This is a genomic window from Comamonas guangdongensis, from assembly GCF_041079535.1.
Classification (GTDB): Bacteria; Pseudomonadota; Gammaproteobacteria; order Burkholderiales; family Burkholderiaceae_C; genus Comamonas; species Comamonas guangdongensis.
Map to the genome: position 1 here is coordinate 128,496 of NZ_JBFYGN010000009.1, position 15,503 is coordinate 143,998.

General features: G+C 67.0%; 13 protein-coding genes. 8 read left to right on the forward strand and 5 right to left on the reverse strand.

What is annotated here, in order from left to right:
* The first annotated feature begins 5 nt into the window (after window positions 1–5).
* The 3 genes from phoU to phoR all read left to right on the forward strand — a co-directional run bounded on the left by phoU (window position 6) and on the right by phoR (window position 2,907).
* Window positions 6–707 (forward strand): phosphate signaling complex protein PhoU, encoded by a 702-nt coding sequence (gene phoU / locus AB6724_RS10340; protein ID WP_369338434.1) that lies wholly within the window; start codon window positions 6–8, stop codon window positions 705–707.
* Window positions 708–725: 18 nt separating this feature from the next.
* On the forward strand, window positions 726–1,421 hold the full coding sequence (phoB, locus tag AB6724_RS10345) for a phosphate regulon transcriptional regulator PhoB (protein ID WP_369338435.1): 696 nt from the start codon (window positions 726–728) through the stop codon (window positions 1,419–1,421).
* Window positions 1,422–1,515: 94 nt separating this feature from the next.
* Window positions 1,516–2,907: a phosphate regulon sensor histidine kinase PhoR gene (gene phoR / locus AB6724_RS10350; protein ID WP_369338436.1), complete on the forward strand. Its 1,392-nt coding sequence runs from the start codon at window positions 1,516–1,518 to the stop codon at window positions 2,905–2,907.
* A gap of 9 nt (window positions 2,908–2,916) precedes the next feature.
* Here phoR and AB6724_RS10355 read toward each other — a convergent pair whose 3' ends face one another.
* The 3 genes from AB6724_RS10355 to AB6724_RS10365 form a co-directional block, all read right to left on the reverse strand.
* Window positions 2,917–4,269: an MATE family efflux transporter gene (locus AB6724_RS10355; RefSeq protein WP_369338437.1), complete on the reverse strand. Its 1,353-nt coding sequence runs from the start codon at window positions 4,267–4,269 to the stop codon at window positions 2,917–2,919.
* Window positions 4,266–5,981 carry a hypothetical protein gene (locus AB6724_RS10360; RefSeq protein WP_369338438.1) on the reverse strand — a complete coding sequence of 572 codons (1,716 nt, stop codon included), beginning with the start codon at window positions 5,979–5,981 and terminating at the stop codon, window positions 4,266–4,268. The genes AB6724_RS10355 and AB6724_RS10360 overlap by 4 nt, the downstream gene beginning before the upstream one ends.
* 201 nt (window positions 5,982–6,182) lie before the next feature.
* Window positions 6,183–6,428, reverse strand: a complete 246-nt coding sequence (locus tag AB6724_RS10365; protein ID WP_369338439.1) for a type B 50S ribosomal protein L31 — start codon at window positions 6,426–6,428, stop codon at window positions 6,183–6,185.
* Window positions 6,429–6,722: 294 nt separating this feature from the next.
* Between AB6724_RS10365 and AB6724_RS10370 the strand changes: the two genes are divergently transcribed.
* The 5 genes from AB6724_RS10370 to AB6724_RS10390 all read left to right on the forward strand — a co-directional run bounded on the left by AB6724_RS10370 (window position 6,723) and on the right by AB6724_RS10390 (window position 13,885).
* Window positions 6,723–8,444, forward strand: coding sequence for a PHA/PHB synthase family protein (locus tag AB6724_RS10370; RefSeq protein ID WP_369338440.1), 1,722 nt, complete (start codon window positions 6,723–6,725; stop codon window positions 8,442–8,444).
* Window positions 8,445–8,529: 85 nt separating this feature from the next.
* Window positions 8,530–9,003 carry a phasin family protein gene (locus tag AB6724_RS10375; protein ID WP_369338441.1) on the forward strand — a complete coding sequence of 158 codons (474 nt, stop codon included), beginning with the start codon at window positions 8,530–8,532 and terminating at the stop codon, window positions 9,001–9,003.
* Between the two features lie 195 nt (window positions 9,004–9,198).
* Window positions 9,199–11,448 (forward strand): DUF3141 domain-containing protein, encoded by a 2,250-nt coding sequence (locus AB6724_RS10380; protein WP_369338442.1) that lies wholly within the window; start codon window positions 9,199–9,201, stop codon window positions 11,446–11,448.
* The gene (locus AB6724_RS10385) at window positions 11,445–12,554 is read left to right on the forward strand and encodes a bifunctional enoyl-CoA hydratase/phosphate acetyltransferase (protein ID WP_369338443.1); all 1,110 of its coding nucleotides are present in this window, start codon (window positions 11,445–11,447) and stop codon (window positions 12,552–12,554) included. Before AB6724_RS10380 ends, AB6724_RS10385 begins: the two co-directional genes overlap by 4 nt.
* 131 nt (window positions 12,555–12,685) lie before the next feature.
* The gene (locus AB6724_RS10390) at window positions 12,686–13,885 is read left to right on the forward strand and encodes an acetate/propionate family kinase (RefSeq protein ID WP_369338444.1); all 1,200 of its coding nucleotides are present in this window, start codon (window positions 12,686–12,688) and stop codon (window positions 13,883–13,885) included.
* 29 nt (window positions 13,886–13,914) lie between these two features.
* Here AB6724_RS10390 and AB6724_RS10395 read toward each other — a convergent pair whose 3' ends face one another.
* Window positions 13,915–14,178, reverse strand: a complete 264-nt coding sequence (locus AB6724_RS10395; RefSeq protein ID WP_369338445.1) for a helix-hairpin-helix domain-containing protein — start codon at window positions 14,176–14,178, stop codon at window positions 13,915–13,917.
* A gap of 53 nt (window positions 14,179–14,231) precedes the next feature.
* Window positions 14,232–15,359, reverse strand: coding sequence for an ABC transporter permease (locus tag AB6724_RS10400; RefSeq protein ID WP_369338446.1), 1,128 nt, complete (start codon window positions 15,357–15,359; stop codon window positions 14,232–14,234).
* Window positions 15,360–15,503: the final 144 nt, after the last annotated feature.

A 15,503-nucleotide genomic window follows, 5' to 3' on the forward strand; every position in this document is an offset into this window, starting at 1 on the left:
CAGAAATGACAGAAAAACATTTGTCCACTCAGTTCGACAGCGAACTCAACCGCGTCTCCGCCCGCGTCATGGAGCTTGGCGGCCTGGTCGAGTCGCAGATCCGCAATGCCGTCTATGCGCTGACCAGCTTCAGCATCGACGCCGTGGATCAGGTAGTGACCACGGAAGACCGCGTCAATGCCATGGAGGTGGAGATCGATCAGGAGCTGTCCTCCATCATCGCCCGCCGCCAGCCCACGGCGCGCGATCTGCGCCTGCTGATCGCCTTCTCCAAGGCCACGGCCAATCTGGAGCGCATGGGCGACGAGGCCTGCAAGATGGCGCGCATGGTCAAGGCCATCATCGAAAGCGGCGCGGCCCGCTCGCTGCCCAGCGGCGAGCTGCGCGTGGCCGCCGAGATGGCTTCCGAGCTGCTGCGCAAGACGCTGGACGCTTTTGCGCGCCTGGATACCAAGGCCGCGGTCGCCATTCTCAAGGAAGACGACCTGATCGATGACGAATTCGACGGCTTTGTGCGCAAGCTCATCACCTACATGATGGAAGATCCGCGCACCATCTCGGCCAGCCTGGACCTGCTGTTCCTGGCCAAGGCGATAGAGCGCATCGGCGACCATTCCAAGAATGTGGCCGAACTCATCATCTACCTTGTCGAAGGCAAGGACGTGCGCCACCAGACCATGGCGGCCATCGAATCTGCGGTGCTGTAAGCGGGAGGCAAGCCAGGGATGAAGAAGATGCCCATGGTCCTCATCGTGGAGGACGAGCCGGCGATTGCAGAGTTGATCGCGGTCAATTTGCGGCATAACGGTTTCCAGCCCGTGTGGGCGGAAGACGGTGTTTCGGCGCAGCGCGAGCTCGATGCCGTGCTGCCCGACGTGATTTTGCTGGACTGGATGCTGCCCGGGGCCAGCGGCCTGTCGCTGGCGCGCAAATGGCGCGCCGAAGGCCGCACCCGTAGCGTGCCGATTCTCATGCTCACCGCGCGCGGCGACGAGCCCGACAAGGTGGCGGGCCTGGATGCCGGTGCGGACGACTACATCACCAAGCCGTTTTCCACGCAGGAACTGCTGGCCCGCATCCGCGCCGTGCTGCGCCGCCGTGCGCCCGAGCAGGTGCAGGACAAGGTCAGCATCGGCGAGCTGGTGCTGGACGCTGCAGCCCACCGCGTGAGCTGGCAGGGCGATCTGCTCAAGATTGGCCCCACGGAATTCAAGCTGCTCAACTACCTGATGAAGCACCCGGAGCGCGTGCACAGCCGCGCGCAGCTGCTGGACAAGGTCTGGGGCGACCATGTGTTCATCGAGGAGCGCACCGTGGACGTGCACGTCAAGCGGCTGCGCGAATCGCTGGGTGTGGCCGGTACCCTGATCGAGACCGTGCGCGGTGCGGGCTACCGCTTCAGCGCCCAGGCGCTGGCCTGAAACAACCCTTTTGCCAACCGCGGCCCGGCCGCCCAAGGCCGGGCCACCGTAAAAAACACAACAGAAAGCAAATATGGGGTGGCGCGGATTTCGTTTGTTGGCCTCTCAGATCGCTGCTGCGCTGCTGCTGTGGCTGGTGTGGTCCTATGGGCTTCACCCCGAGGCCAGTGTTACGGCCCAGTGCCTGGCAGCGCTTGTCGGGGCGCTGCTGGGCGGCTGGATCTGGTGGCTGGTGGACAGCTGGAATGGCGCGCGCCTGCTGAACTGGCTGCGCCAGTCCGAGCTTGGCGCCGTGCCCAATCTCAGCGGCATCTGGGGCGAGGCCAGCGTGCGCATGCGGCGCTGGATTCGTCAGAGCGTGCAGCAGGTGCAGCAGGGCGACCAGCGGCTCAACGACATCCTGTCCGCGCTGCAGGCCAGTCCCAACGGCGTGGTGCTGCTCGATGCCGAAGGGCATATAGAGTGGTGCAACCAGATCGCGGCACGCCAGTTCGGCTTCGATGCCACCCGCGACGTGATGCAGAGCATAGGCAATCTGGTGCGCGACCCGCAGTTCAGCGCCTATTTCGCGACCCAGGATTTCACCCACGATCTGGTCATGCAGGGCCGGGAGAGCACGCCTTCGCGCCCGGTCAAGCTCTCGGTGCAGCTCTACGGCTATGGTGAAGGGCGCAAGCTGCTGCTGGCGCGCGATGTCACGGCCCTGGAGCAGGCCGAGGCCATGCGCCGCGACTTCGTGGCCAATGTCTCGCATGAAATCCGCACGCCCCTGACCGTGCTCGCGGGCTTTGTGGAGACCCTGCAGAACCTGCCGCTGGAAGCGGATGAGCGCCGGCGCTACCTGGACCTCATGGCTCAGCAGGCCGAACGCATGCAGCATCTGGTCGAGGACCTGCTGACGCTGTCGCGCCTGGAAGGCAGCCCCTTGCCCAGCAACAACGACTGGATGTTGGTGTCGCAGCTGCTCAAGCGCTGCGAGAACGAGGCGCGCGGCCTGTCCACGGCGCTCACGCGCAAGCAGGCCAGGCCGCATGTGCTGAACTTCCCGGATGCGCAGGTGCTGGCTGAGGCCGGCGAGATCGCCGGTGCGAGTGCCGAGCTGCATAGCGCGTTTTCCAATCTGCTGGCCAATGCCATGCGCTACACGCCCGCCGGCGGTCAGATCGACGTGAGCTGGCAAAAGCTGGAGGATGGTTCGGCACGGTTTTCCGTCAGGGACTCGGGGCCGGGCATCGATCCCAAATACGTGTCGCGTCTGACGGAGCGTTTTTATCGCGTGGACCGCAGCCGCTCGCGCGACACGGGGGGGACAGGACTGGGTCTGGCCATCGTCAAGCATGTGCTGCAGCGCCATGGCGCCAAGCTCAGCATCGACAGCGAACTCGGCAAGGGCTCGGAATTCGCGGTCACCTTTCCCGCAAGCCGGGTGCGCCCGGGTCAGAGCGGGGAAGCCGTGGCAAGGCCGGCCGCATCGCAGCAGGCCTGAGCCGCCGCATCACTGCTGGGGACTGCGTATCGCCCGGAACAGAATGCCGCTGAACGCGGCAGCCGTCACGAACAGGGCCGCGGCGCTGCAGACCCAGAATGGCATGGGTGTGGCCTGCCAGCCGCGCCAGGCCGGGGGCGCCTGCCATGCATAGGCCAGCCAGTAGCCCAGGCCCAGGCCGCCGCCCCATAGCAGCACGCAGTAGAGGATCAGCGGGGCCACGGTCACGCGGTAGCAGCGCAGCACGAAAATACAGTAGGTCTGCACCGCGTCGGCCAGATGGTAGGCGGCGACGCAGATCAGCAGCCAGGAGGCCAGGGGAAGCACGCTGGGTGAGTCCGTGTAGATGTCGGCGATAGGCCGGCGCGCCAGGAAAAAAACAGCTGAAACCGCAAATCCGACCAGCAGAGCCAGGCGGAAACACCTGCGGATCAGGGCCTGCGCCCGGGCCTCGTCGCCGGCGCCGCGCCAGTAGCTGACGCGCGCGCTGGTCGCAATCGCGAGGGACAGGGGAACCATATAGCCTATGGCGGCGAGATTGGCGGCGATCTGATGGCTGGCCGATGCCAGCGAGCCCTGGCGCGACACATACAGGGCCATGAGGGTGAACGAGGTCACCTCCACCAGAATGGCCAGCCCCGCGGGCACGCCCAGGCGGCAGAAATGCCCAAGCAGCTTCCAGTCCGGAGCCTCCAGCCGGTCCCAAAGCGCCAGCGGCGCATACAGATCCTGGCTGCGCACCAGCCACAAAGCCACGCCGAACACGGTGTAGTTGACCACCAGGGTGGCCAGAGCGCAGCCCGCGGCGCCCATGGGGCTCAGGCCCAGTCCGCCGAAAGTGAGCCAGATGGACAGCGGCACCTTGATCAGCAGGGAGCAAAGCTGCAGCCAGGTCACCAGCTTGGGGTGGCCCAGTGCCTGATTCAGGGCGCTGTAGATGCGAAACAGCAGGGCAGGCGGCAGACCCCAGGCCAGCACGGCCAGATAGCGCTTGACCTCATGCTGCAGCGCTTCGGGCACATCGGTCCAGCGCAGCAGGGCGTCGGGCATGAGCAGCACGGCCATGCCCAGCATGCAGGCCAGCAGGCATAGATACATGGACTGGCGCAGCGAGCGGCCTATGGCCAGCGGCTGGCCCGCGCCACGCTGCTCGGCCCACAGGGGCAGCAGAGCCTGGAAAATGCCCATGAGCGAGGCATAGACGCTCACGAAAATCGCGGAGCCTACCGACAGCGCGGCCACCGCATCGTCGGAGTAGCGGCCGGCCACGATGGTGTCGGTGGTGCCGAAGGCCATCACGGCCAGCTGGCCTGCCAGCACCGTCACCGCATGGCGGCCGATATGCTGCAGCTCACCCTTCATTGGGCGGCGTGCTTGAGCAGGATCAGAACCTCTTTCTGGCCCGTCAGGCGGGTGATGTGCGAAACCTCGGTCCAGCCCAGGCGCAGCTTGCGGTTGTGGTCGCCGGCCCAGCGGTCGGCGTCCACCAGGGCCCAGTCACACTGGCCCGGCGCGCTATGGCGCAGCAGGGCCGTGTCCACGGAGGTGTAGTAGCGCACGGCCGCGATTTGGGAACGTCCCAGGCCATAGGTCAGCAGGCAGCTGCCGACCCGGTTCTGCTGCAGCTGGGCGGCCAGCTGGTGCATCTGGAACTCATAGCTGCGCGCATGGTCCAGGGGCGCCATCCACAGGGTGGACAGCAGCAGCCAGCTCAGCGTGGCGCCGCCGGCAGGCAGTACCAGGCTCTTCCAGATGGCGGCGCGGTTGCGCGAGGTGCGCCAGACCACCAGCACAAACCAGCCGGCCGTGGCGGCCAGAGCCACGATGACAACGGGCCAGGAGATGCTGGCTTCGAACTGGGGCGCAAGCCGCGCGATATTGGCGGCGATCCTCGACGGGAAACCGGTCTGAAAAGCCAGCCACACCACCCAGATGGCGATGGCCGAGGCCGTGAAGAACAGCAGCGTGAACCAGTCGATCAGCGCGCTGATGCTGCGGCGGAAGGTGGGCAGCGCGAAAGCGGCCAGCGTGGCGACGGCCGGCAGGCCCAGCAGCAGCGCGCGGTCGGCGGGCAGGCTGCTCAGGCAGGCCACAACCGGCACCAGCGCGAACAGCAGCGCAATGCCCAGGTGGGGGTTGCGGGCGGGCTGCGCAATCTGGCGGCGCCATACCCATAGCGTCCACAAGGCCAGCGGCCAGGCGGGCCAGCAAAACCACAGCAGCAGCTGCAGCAGATCGCCCCAGTTGCCGGCAGCATCGACCAGATGCCAGACCCATTGCTGCAGTGCGGTGGTCAGTGCGGCGGCCACCACCGTGGCCGCCAGCCAGGTACCGGCCCAGAGGCGCGCCTGGCGGTGGGCGCGGCCCGGTGCATCTCCCCAGCATTGCTGGGTGAAGGCGATCAGACTGCCGCCCAGGCCGAACAGCACGGTCATGGTCGGGGCACCGCTCAGGCTCAGGCCCAGCATGCCCAGCATCAGCGCTGCTGCGGATTTTCTGGGGTGATAGGCCATGGCCGCCGCCGCAAAGAACAGCAGTGCGGTGCAGCCCAGCTGCGTGACATAGCTGGTGGTTTCGTGGGACAGCTGGGCCAGTCCCAGGCAGGCGACCAGGGCCAGCAGCGCACCATCGGCCATGGCGCGCGCGTAGTCGCCAGGCTGCGCCTCGCCGCCGAAGGCAAAAGCCACGGGCTGCGCGCCCGGGGTGCGGGCCAGGTAATAGGCGCCCCACCAAGTGGCGGCCAGCGTCAGCACCAGCAGCGCGATAAATGGCAGGCGCGCGGCCATCTCGGGGCCCAGCAGCCATCCCAGGCCCTGCAGCGATAAGGCGCCCAGCCAATAGGGCAGCAGGCCGTCCATGCTGGGTGCAAGCCCCGAAAGCTGCGGGGCCAGCCAGGAGGTGTGACCCTGGGCCAGCTCGCGCATATAGCCAAAGGCCTCCATGTCGTTGGAGCGCCAGGGGCCGCGCAGGACAAAGCCGGGCAGCACATAGGCCAGGCACAGCAACAGCAGCGCCCAGCGCGGCAGGCGGCGCACGGCGCTTTGGGCAACGATGGCAGGTGTGGGCTGGTTCACACAATCAATCCTGTGGCGGCAGACCGCAGATGCGCGGTCTGATCAAGCGGTAGCGCCGGGGATACCAGCGCATGGTGCTCCCATGATAGGAGCATTGCGCATGTCGCAGCGCGGGGCCGGAAATCGGCCATCTCCCGTGGAGCGGCAAAAGAAAAGGCAGCACGGTTGCCCGGGCTGCCTTTGCCAGCGAAGAAGCAGGAATTACTTCTTGCCGAAGCGGTTGCGGAACTTCTCCACGCGGCCACCCATGTTGTCTACCGACTTTTGCGTGCCGGTGTAGAAGGGGTGCGATTCAGAGGAGGTATCCAGCTTGAACAGGGGATATTCCTTGCCTTCGAAGGTTTCGGTTTCCTTGGTGTTCACGCAAGAACGTGTCACGAACTTGAAGCCGTTGGACAGGTCCACGAACAGAACTTCGCGGTAGTCGGGGTGAATGCCTGCTTTCATGATCTTCCTTTGGTCAACTGCGGGAGCCGCACCGGCCAGCCCGGTGTACTTTCCGCAAAAAGCTCTCGATTATTGCACACATTCGGAAAACGCTGCAGTGCCTGCCGGCACCGGGGCGCGCAATGGGCTGCTTCGGCCATGGCCTGTCGCTGTGGCCAGTGGCGTTGTTCGCGGCTGCGCGGCCATGACCCGGGTGCAACTTGATACAGCGCAAGTTTTGTGGGGATTGAATATGTGTAAACACGTATGCCCCCTAAGATGTTGCGTTATTGCCATGCAGCAAAAGAGGCAACCATGGTTGAGCACAAGGCCGAAGTTCCGTCCAGCAGCAGCCAGCAGCTTGACCAGGCTGTGCGTGCCGCGTGGGCCCGGCGGTGGATGTCGGTCTCGCCGCATTCGCAGCTGCTGGCCTGGACGGACTGGGTGTGCAATCTCGCGATCAGCCCCGGCATGCGCTCCGACCTCGCACGGCTGGCGCTGGAGGAATGGGCCCAGCTCTACCATGCGGCGCTGCAGCCGTCGGGCTCCCAGACCCACGGGATAGCGGACCGCCGTTTCAAGGACCCGGCCTGGCGGCAATGGCCGTTCAACCTCATGAGTCAGGCATTTCTAGTTCAGCAACACTGGTGGCAGGCGGCCACCCAGGGCGTGCCCGGCGTAGAGAAGCACCACGAGCGGCTGGCCGCCTTCTGGGCCAAGCAGTGGCTGGAGCTGCTTGCGCCCGGCAACTTTCTGGCCACCAACCCGGTGGTGCTGGAGCGCACCGCCAGGGAAGGGGGGCTGAATCTGCTGCGGGGTTTCCAGTATCTGATGGACGATGTGCAGGCGTTGCTCGCGCACAGGCCGCCTCCGGGCGCGGAGCCATTCCAGCCCGGCCGCGATGTGGCCGCCACGCCCGGCAAGGTGGTGCTGCGCAACCGGCTGATGGAGCTGATCCAGTACGCGCCAACCACCGGCAAGGTCCACCCCGAGCCCATCCTGATCGTGCCCGCGTGGATCATGAAGTACTACATCCTCGATCTGTCGCCGCACAACTCGCTGATCAAATATCTCGTCGATCAGGGCCACACGGTGTTCTGCATCTCCTGGAAGAACCCCGATGCCGCCGACCGCGACCTGGGCATGGACGAGTACATCGACCTGGGCTGGCGCGCCGCGCTCGATGCGGTGGTTTCCATCGTGCCGGGGCGGAGAGTGCATGCCACCGGCTATTGCCTGGGTGGCACGCTGCTGGCCATCGCGGCCGCAGCCATGGCGCGCGACGGCGATGAACGCCTGGCGTCGGTGTCGCTGTTCGCCGCACAGACCGATTTCACCGAGCCGGGCGAGCTGGCCCTCTTCATCGACCAGTCGCAGATCGGCCTGCTCGAAGCGCAGATGGCGCAAACAGGCTATCTGCGTGCCGACCAGATGGCGGGTGCGTTCCAGATGCTGCGCTCCTACGACCTGCTGTGGTCGCGCCTGGTCAATCAATACCTGCTGGGCGAGCGCGCCCCGGTGAACGATCTGATGGCCTGGAACGCCGACGCCACGCGCATGCCCGCCAGGATGCATGCGCAATACCTGCGCCGCCTGTTCCTGAACAACGATCTGAGCGAGAACCGCTATCCGGTCGACGGCCGGGCGGTATTGCTGGGCAATCTGCGTGTGCCCATTTTCTGCCTGGGCACCGTCAGCGACCATATTGCGCCCTGGCAGTCCGTGTTCAAGCTGCACCACCAGACCCCGGCTGAGATCAGCTTTCTGCTGACCAGCGGCGGCCACAACGCCGGCATTCTCAGCGAACCCGGCCACCCGCGCCGCAGCTACCAGCTGCTCACGCGTGCCGCGCATGGCCCGGACATCGGGGTGCAGCAGTGGCTGGAGAAGGCCGCGTGGCACGATGGCTCGTGGTGGCCCGCGTGGCTGGCGTGGCTCAAGGCCCGCTCCGGCGCCGCTGTGGCGCCGCCGCGCATGGGCGGCAAGCGCGGCAAGCCGCTGGAGGACGCCCCTGGCCGGTATGTACACGAGCATTGAATTCCCAATGGCTGCCCGGCCATGGTGATAAATCGGGCGGCCCGCCGGCCTCGCTGCGAGGCTCCATCACCGCACGGAGACCGAAATGAGCATCCAAGCTACTCCTCTGAATCTGTTCAAGGCCAACGCCGAGCTGCAATTGCGCATCGCCCAGCTGATGCGCGAGAACGGTCATCGCTGGCTGGCTGCCGTGCAGCAGGCCAGCGCCGAGGGCGTCAGCGAAACGGGCGCGGCGCTGGAGGGCCTGCTGCGTGCCGAGGACTGGCAGTCCCTGGCCAGCCTGCCGGCCGAGGCCTTCTGGCGCCGCTTCGAAAACCGCATGAGCGACGCCAAGAGCGTCAGCGACATCGCCATCAAGAATCAGGAGGTCTTTGCCAGCGGCCTGCAGCAGGCGCTGGATGCCTGGCAGAAAGCCGTGGCCGATGCGCTGCGCGCCGATGCCGCGCCCAATCTGCCCGCGCTGCCGCTGCAAGACATCTTCAAGCAATGGCTGGCCGCTTGGACACCCGCCACCCAGGAGCCGGCCCCGGCCGGAGCCAGGAAAGCCGCCGAGAAATAAGAGGCCAGCGCAGCGCCCGGTGACCGGCGCTGCAGGCCCGGGATGACTGCCGCGCCTGGATCGGGGCGGCCGTTGTCGCCGCGGCGAGCGCCAAAACCCGATGCATGCAAGCGCTTTTTGCTGTTGCAGAAAGCGCCGGCAGCTATTGTTTTTGAAGCTCCCCGGCAGGGGAGAGCTTGACCTTTGGAGCATGCCATGAGCAAACCCAGCCAAGCCGGTGCCGCGACCGCCTGGCCTGCCGACCCGCTGGCCTGGTGGCGCGCGGCCAGCGCCTATGCGACCGATGCGGTCCAGCGCACCGTGCTGTTCGCCGATATAGAGCGCCAGGTGGGCGACCAGTACCTTGCGCAGCGCGCATCGAAGACGCCGAACGTGCTGCACTTCGCGTCGGCCCTCGTCATGTCGGGACTGGAGCTGCCCCGGCCCGTCAACTACGGCCTGGTGCGCATTCAGCCGCCCGAGGACCAACCCAGCGACCCCGCCAAGCGCCCGTTTGTGGTGGTCGATCCGCGCGCCGGCCACGGGCCGGGCATAGGCGGCTTCAAGCCGCAAAGCGAGATCGGCGCGGCGCTCGCGGCCGGCCATCCGTGCTACTTCGTGGGCTTTCTGCCCGATCCCGTGCCCGGCCAGACCGTGGAGGACGTGATGCGTGCCGAGGCCGCCTTTCTGCGCCTCGTGGCCGAGCTGCATCCCGACAGCGAGGGCCGGCCCGCCGTCATCGGCAATTGCCAGGCGGGCTGGCAGATCTTGATGACGGCTGCGGTCTGGCCCGAGCTGTTCGGCCCCATCATCGTCGCCGGAGCGCCGCTGTCGTACTGGGCCGGCGACAACCCCATGCGCTACACGGGCGGCCTGCTGGGCGGCAGCTGGCTGACGGCGCTGGCCAGCGATCTGGGTCATGGCCGCTTCGACGGCGCCAACCTGGTGCAGAACTTCGAGCAGCTCGATCCGGCCAACACCCTGTGGAGCAAGCCATACAAGGTCTATGCGAATGCCGACACCGAGGCCGAGCGCTACATCGACTTCGAGAAATACTGGGGCGGCTATGTCTTCCTCAACGACGTGGAGATGCAGTACATCGTCGATCAGCTGTTCATAGGCAACAGGCTGTCGACCGCACAGCTGCTGACCTCGGATGGCGTGCGTATAGACCTGCGCAACATCCGCTCGCCGATTCTGGTGTTCTGCTCGTATGGCGACAACATCACGCCGCCGGCCCAGGCCCTGGGCTGGATCACCGACCTCTACGCCAGCGACGACGATGTGCGCGGCCACGACCAGACCATCATCTTCAGCACCCACGACAGCATCGGCCATCTGGGCATCTTTGTCTCGGGTGCCGTCGGCAGCAAGCAGCACCACAAGTTCGCCAGTGCTATAGAGCAGATCAATCTGCTGCCCGCGGGCATTTACCGCGCCAGCGTGGACGACGCCACGCCTCAGGAGCAGCAGCTGCTGGACGACCCCTATCTGCTGAGCGTGCGTGCCAGCGGCCTCGACGAGATACGCGCCATCGTCAAGCCCGATGCGCAGTCCGAGCGCCGCTTCGATGCCGCGGCACGCGTCTCCGAGAACAATCTGGCCCTGTACCGCAGCACCTGGCAGCCCTGGGTGCGCGCGCTGAGCACGGCGCAATCGGCATACTGGCTGCAGGCCCTGCACCCGATGCGGCTGCAGTTCGAGGCCTGGAGCAGTCTGCATCCGCTGGCGCCCCTGGTGCGCGCCTGTGCCGAATCCGTGCGCCAGCAGCGTTGGCCCGTGGATGGTGACAACCCGTTGCTGCAGCTGCAGCAGCAGTTCTCGGCCGCCATGGAGAGTTCGCTGGACCATTTTCGCGACCGGCGCGACAAGCTCTATGCGCTGTGGTTCGACATGCTTTACGGCGCGCCGTTCATGCAGGCCCTGGCCGGCCCTGCCAGTGGCGAGGCCGGCCCCGTGCGCCCGCATCCGGGTGCCACGCCAGAGCACCTGGCCCTGCTGCGCGAGCGGCTGCAGCAGATAGAGCAAAGCGTGGAGCGCGGCGGCGTGCTCGAGGCCACGCTGCGCGGCCTGCTCAGCGTGCTGGCCCAGCGCCGCAGCGTGGACGAGCGCTACTACCACCTGGCCGCACAGCTGCTGGAGCAAAGCGCGCCGGGCCGCTGGAGCCAGGCCGAGCTGCGCGCCGCCATCCGCGAGCAGGCCCTGGTGCTGATGCACTGCGGAAGTGCCGCCATCGACGCCATCCCCCGCCTGCTGCGGGACACGCCCGCCGACACCATACGCGAGGCCGCCGCGGCGATCGCGCAGATGGCGGCCATAGACGCCGGGCAGGGCGACGACGATGCCGTGGCCACCGCCTTGCAGCGGGTGCAGCTGCTGTTCGAGCAGGCCGCGGCGGCACAGCAGCCGCCGGCTCCGGCCGCGCGGCCCAAAGCCGCCCCGCGCGGCAGGAAAGGAGAGCGATGACCGAATCCACCATCGATATGCTGCATGGCCTTGCCATCGGCCAGAGTCTGCGCGTGACCGTGGCCGCGCGCGATGCGGCCTCGGGCACGCTCACGCTGCTGTGCCGCCGCGACCCGGACCAGCCTGGACTTGCGCCGCCGGCACAGATACCGGCCTTGGCACCGCAGGAGCCGCTGGATGTGGCCAGCCACCACGGCCTGGCGCGGCTGCTGGACGTCGTTGCGCTCTTGCCGCCGATGCGCGTGGGCGTGGTCCACCCCTGCGATGCCAGCAGCCTGTCCGCCGCGCTGGAGGCACAGCGGCTGGGCCTGATCGAGCCGGTGCTGATCGCGCCGCGCGCCAGGCTTGAAGCTCTTGCGGCCGAGCAGGGGCTGGCGCTGGACGGCCTGCGCATCGAAGACGTGGCCCACAGCCATGCGGCCGCCGAGCAGGGCGCCAGGCTCGCGGCCAGTGGCGAGGTCGAGGCGCTGATGAAGGGCAGCCTGCACACCGACGAGTTGATGGCCGCCGTGGTCTCGGCCAGCGCCGGGCTGCGCACCAAGCGGCGCGTAAGCCATTGCTTTGTGCTGCAGACGCCCGCCTATCCGCGGCCCTTCATCGTCACCGACGCAGCCATCAATCTCGCGCCCGATCTGCTGCAGAAGGCCGATATCGTGCGCAATGCGATCGAGCTGGCCCAGGTCATCGGTGTGGTCCGGCCCAAGGTCGCGATCCTCGCCGCCGTCGAGACGGTCAACCCCGCCATGCCCGCGACGCTGGACGCCGCCGCGCTGTGCAAGATGGCCGACCGCGGCCAGATCACGGGCGGCCTGCTCGACGGGCCGCTGGCCTTCGACAACGCCGTCTCCGCGGACGCGGCCAGAACCAAGGGCATTGCCTCGGCCGTGGCCGGTCAGGCCGATATCCTGCTGGTGCCCGATCTGGAAAGCGGCAATATGCTGGCCAAGCAGCTCATGTATCTGGGCGGCGCCAGCAGCGCGGGCATCGTGCTCGGCGCCAAGGTGCCCATCGTGCTGACCAGCCGTGCCGATTCGCGCGAATCGCGGATCGCCTCCTGTGCGATCGCGCTGCTGCTCGCGCATCGCTACCGGCAGACGCCGCCATGAAAACCATGGCTGCTGGCGCTTGATGAATAGGCGCCGGCGCAGAATCCGACTCTGAAAGGAAGGCAGATGCAGTTTTCGTTTCATGGCCGCCACCGCCTCGTTGCCGGCCGCATGCCGGCCGAGGTGCCCGCATGAGTCAGGCCCTCATCATCGTTCTGAACTGCGGCTCCTCGAGCATCAAGTTCGCCGTCTTCGCGGCCTCGGGCCAGGAGCTGCCGCGCCAGCCCTTGTGGAATGGCAAGGTCCAGGGCATAGGCGGGCCCGGTCCCGATTTCGGCGAAACCGGGGTCCAGCCCTTTGCCATCGAACTGGGGGTAGAGCATCCTTACCGCGATGCGCTGCGCATCATCCGCGAGCGCCTGCTGGCGCGGCTTGAGGGCCGGGCCGTGGCGGCGATTGCACACCGTGTGGTGCATGGCGGCAGCCGGTATTTCGAATCCCTGCGCATCGATGCGGGCGTGCTGGCCGATCTGCGCGGCTATGTGCCGCTGGCGCCGCTGCACCAGCCGTTCGCGCTTGAGGCCATGGAGATACTGCTGCGCGAGCGGCCCGAGATTCCGCAGATCGCCTGCTTCGACACCGGCTTTCACCACACCCTGCCCAGGGTGGAGCAGATGCTGCCGCTGCCCTACGAGTGGTGGCAGCGCGGCGTGCGGCGCTATGGCTTCCACGGCCTGTCATACGCGTACATGGCGACCGCGCTGGCCGAGCGCCATGGCGACAGGGCGCGCGGCCGCACCATCGCGGCCCATCTGGGCAGCGGCGCCAGCCTCTGCGGCATGCGCGAGCTGCAAAGCGTGGCGACCACCATGGGCTTCTCGGCGCTCGACGGCCTGATGATGGGCACGCGCAGCGGTGCACTCGACCCCGGCGCGGTGATCTATCTGATGGAGATCGAGAAGCTGACGCTGGAGCAGGTCGGCCATCTGCTCTACCACGAGTCGGGCCTGCTGGGCGTGTCGGGCATTTCGTCCGAGCCGCGCGTGATCGCCCAGCATGTGCGGGATGCGGGCGAGGTGGGCGAGCGCGCACGCATGGCGCTGGATCTGTTCGTGCACCGCATCGTGCGCGAGATTGGCTCGCTGGCGGCCGCGCTGGGCGGCCTGGATCTGCTGGTGTTCACGGCCGGCATAGGCGAGCACAGCGCCGAGATCCGCGCCCGCGTCTGCGCCGATCTGGGCTGGCTGGGCGTTAGCCTGAACGATGCGGCGAATGCGGCCCATGCGCCCCTCATCTCCGATGCCGACAGCCGCGTGCTGGTGGGCGTGGAGCCCACCAACGAGGAGTGGGTGGCGGCCCGCGATGCGCAGCGGATTCTCGCGGGCTCATAGTCTCTGCGGCGCAAGCCGCCCCTGTCGTTCTAGGCGTTGGGTGCGTCGTCCTTCAGCCCAGGCTGCGCTCTTGCGGCATCGATAGCGGCCTGGACGGCAGCACGCGCCTGCGGGCTGTTTTTCCAGCAGCTGGAGCCGGTGAGGGCGGCGGCCTTGGCGACGATGTCCAGGGCATTGGCCTGGCGCAGATGGTTGAAGGAGCCGTAGCCCAGGGACTCCAGCCGCTTCAGCACCGTGGGACCGATGCCTTTGACGGCGAGCAGAGATTGGCGCTCTTGCGCGGTGAATGGCATTGCAGGACCTTCTGGTTAGGGGCCAGGGAACATCCGTGGGACAGTTCGCCGCATCAGGCCATGCTGGACAAGGTCTTGCGAAAGCGCATCAGCGACAGCCAGAACAGCACGGAGCCTATCCCCGCGAGCCACACAAACGGCTTCCACACGGTTTCCAGGCCGGCGCCGCGGTACAGAATCGCCTGGCCCAGCTCCACAAAATGGGTGGTGGGGGCGAACAGCATCACGTCCTGCACCAGCTTGGGCATGGATTCGCGCGGGGTCATGCCGCCCGACAGCAGCTGCAGCGGCAGCAGGGTCAGCACCATCAGCAGGCCGAACTGCGGCATGCTGCGCGCCACCGTGGCCAGGAAGATGCCCATGGCCGTGGTCGCGAACAGGCACAGGGCCGAGCCCGCCATGAACAGCAGCAGGCTGCCCTCGATAGGGACTTTGAGCGCGCCGCGCACCACCAGATTCAGCGACACTCCGGCCGCCAGCAGCACCACGGCCCCCATGGACCAGACCTTGGCCAGCATGATCTCGGTGGGCGTGACGGGCATGACCAGCAGATGCTCGATCGTGCCGTGCTCGCGTTCGCGGATCAGCGCCGCGCCCGTGAGAATGATGGAGAGCATGGTGACGTTGTTGATGATCTGCATCAGCCCGCCGAACCAGATCTTGTCGAGCCCGGGATTGAAGCGCGCGCGCAGCTCCAGGTCCACGGGCAGGGTGCTGGCGCCGCGGTGACGTTGCACGAACTCGTTGACCTCGGCCAGCACGATCTGCTGCACATAGCCGCTGCCCGAGAAGGCCTGGCTCATGCGCGTGGCGTCCACATTCAGCTGCAATGCGGCTTTCTTGCCGGCCAGCACGTCGCGCTGGAAGTTGGGCGGGATCGTCAGAGAGAAGGTGAAGCTGCCCGCATCCAGCCCCGGATCGACCTGGCCGAAGTCCACCATCTGCGGCGGCATGAACTGCGGCGGGTAGAAGGCCGAGGCGATGCGCGCGGACAGGGGCGAGTGGTCTTCGTCGACGATGGCGATGGGCGCCTTGTGCAGCGTATCGGGCATGGCTGTGGCCGCCGTGTACACCGAGGCCGTGAAGGTGTAGACGATGAGCACCAGCATCACCGGGTCGCGCCACAGGCTCCAGAGTTCCTTGACGCCCAGGCGCCAGATATTTTTCAGGCTATGCAACATCGCAAAAATCCAAGGTGTGCCGTGAAGCAGAAGATGCTCTGAATAAGCGCAGGCCCAACGCAGGGACACCGAGCCAGGGCCGCCCCGCAGCGAAGGTGTCGTCCCCCTCCCGCGTAGCGAGAGAGGGGGAAGGCGCGCAGCGAC

Excerpts from the sequence above, each read along its gene's own strand:
- phoU (WP_369338434.1), top strand. The coding sequence starts at position 6 with ATGACAGAAAAACATTTGTCCACTCAGTTCGACAGCGAACTCAACCGC.
- phoB (WP_369338435.1), top strand. The coding sequence starts at position 726 with ATGAAGAAGATGCCCATGGTCCTCATCGTGGAGGACGAGCCGGCGATT.
- AB6724_RS10355 (WP_369338437.1), bottom strand. The coding sequence starts at position 4,269 with ATGAAGGGTGAGCTGCAGCATATCGGCCGCCATGCGGTGACGGTGCTG.
- AB6724_RS10365 (WP_369338439.1), bottom strand. The coding sequence starts at position 6,428 with ATGAAAGCAGGCATTCACCCCGACTACCGCGAAGTTCTGTTCGTGGAC.
- AB6724_RS10370 (WP_369338440.1), top strand. The coding sequence starts at position 6,723 with ATGGTTGAGCACAAGGCCGAAGTTCCGTCCAGCAGCAGCCAGCAGCTT.
- AB6724_RS10375 (WP_369338441.1), top strand. The coding sequence starts at position 8,530 with ATGAGCATCCAAGCTACTCCTCTGAATCTGTTCAAGGCCAACGCCGAG.
- AB6724_RS10380 (WP_369338442.1), top strand. The coding sequence starts at position 9,199 with ATGAGCAAACCCAGCCAAGCCGGTGCCGCGACCGCCTGGCCTGCCGAC.
- AB6724_RS10385 (WP_369338443.1), top strand. The coding sequence starts at position 11,445 with ATGACCGAATCCACCATCGATATGCTGCATGGCCTTGCCATCGGCCAG.
- AB6724_RS10390 (WP_369338444.1), top strand. The coding sequence starts at position 12,686 with ATGAGTCAGGCCCTCATCATCGTTCTGAACTGCGGCTCCTCGAGCATC.
- AB6724_RS10395 (WP_369338445.1), bottom strand. The coding sequence starts at position 14,178 with ATGCCATTCACCGCGCAAGAGCGCCAATCTCTGCTCGCCGTCAAAGGC.
- AB6724_RS10400 (WP_369338446.1), bottom strand. The coding sequence starts at position 15,359 with ATGTTGCATAGCCTGAAAAATATCTGGCGCCTGGGCGTCAAGGAACTC.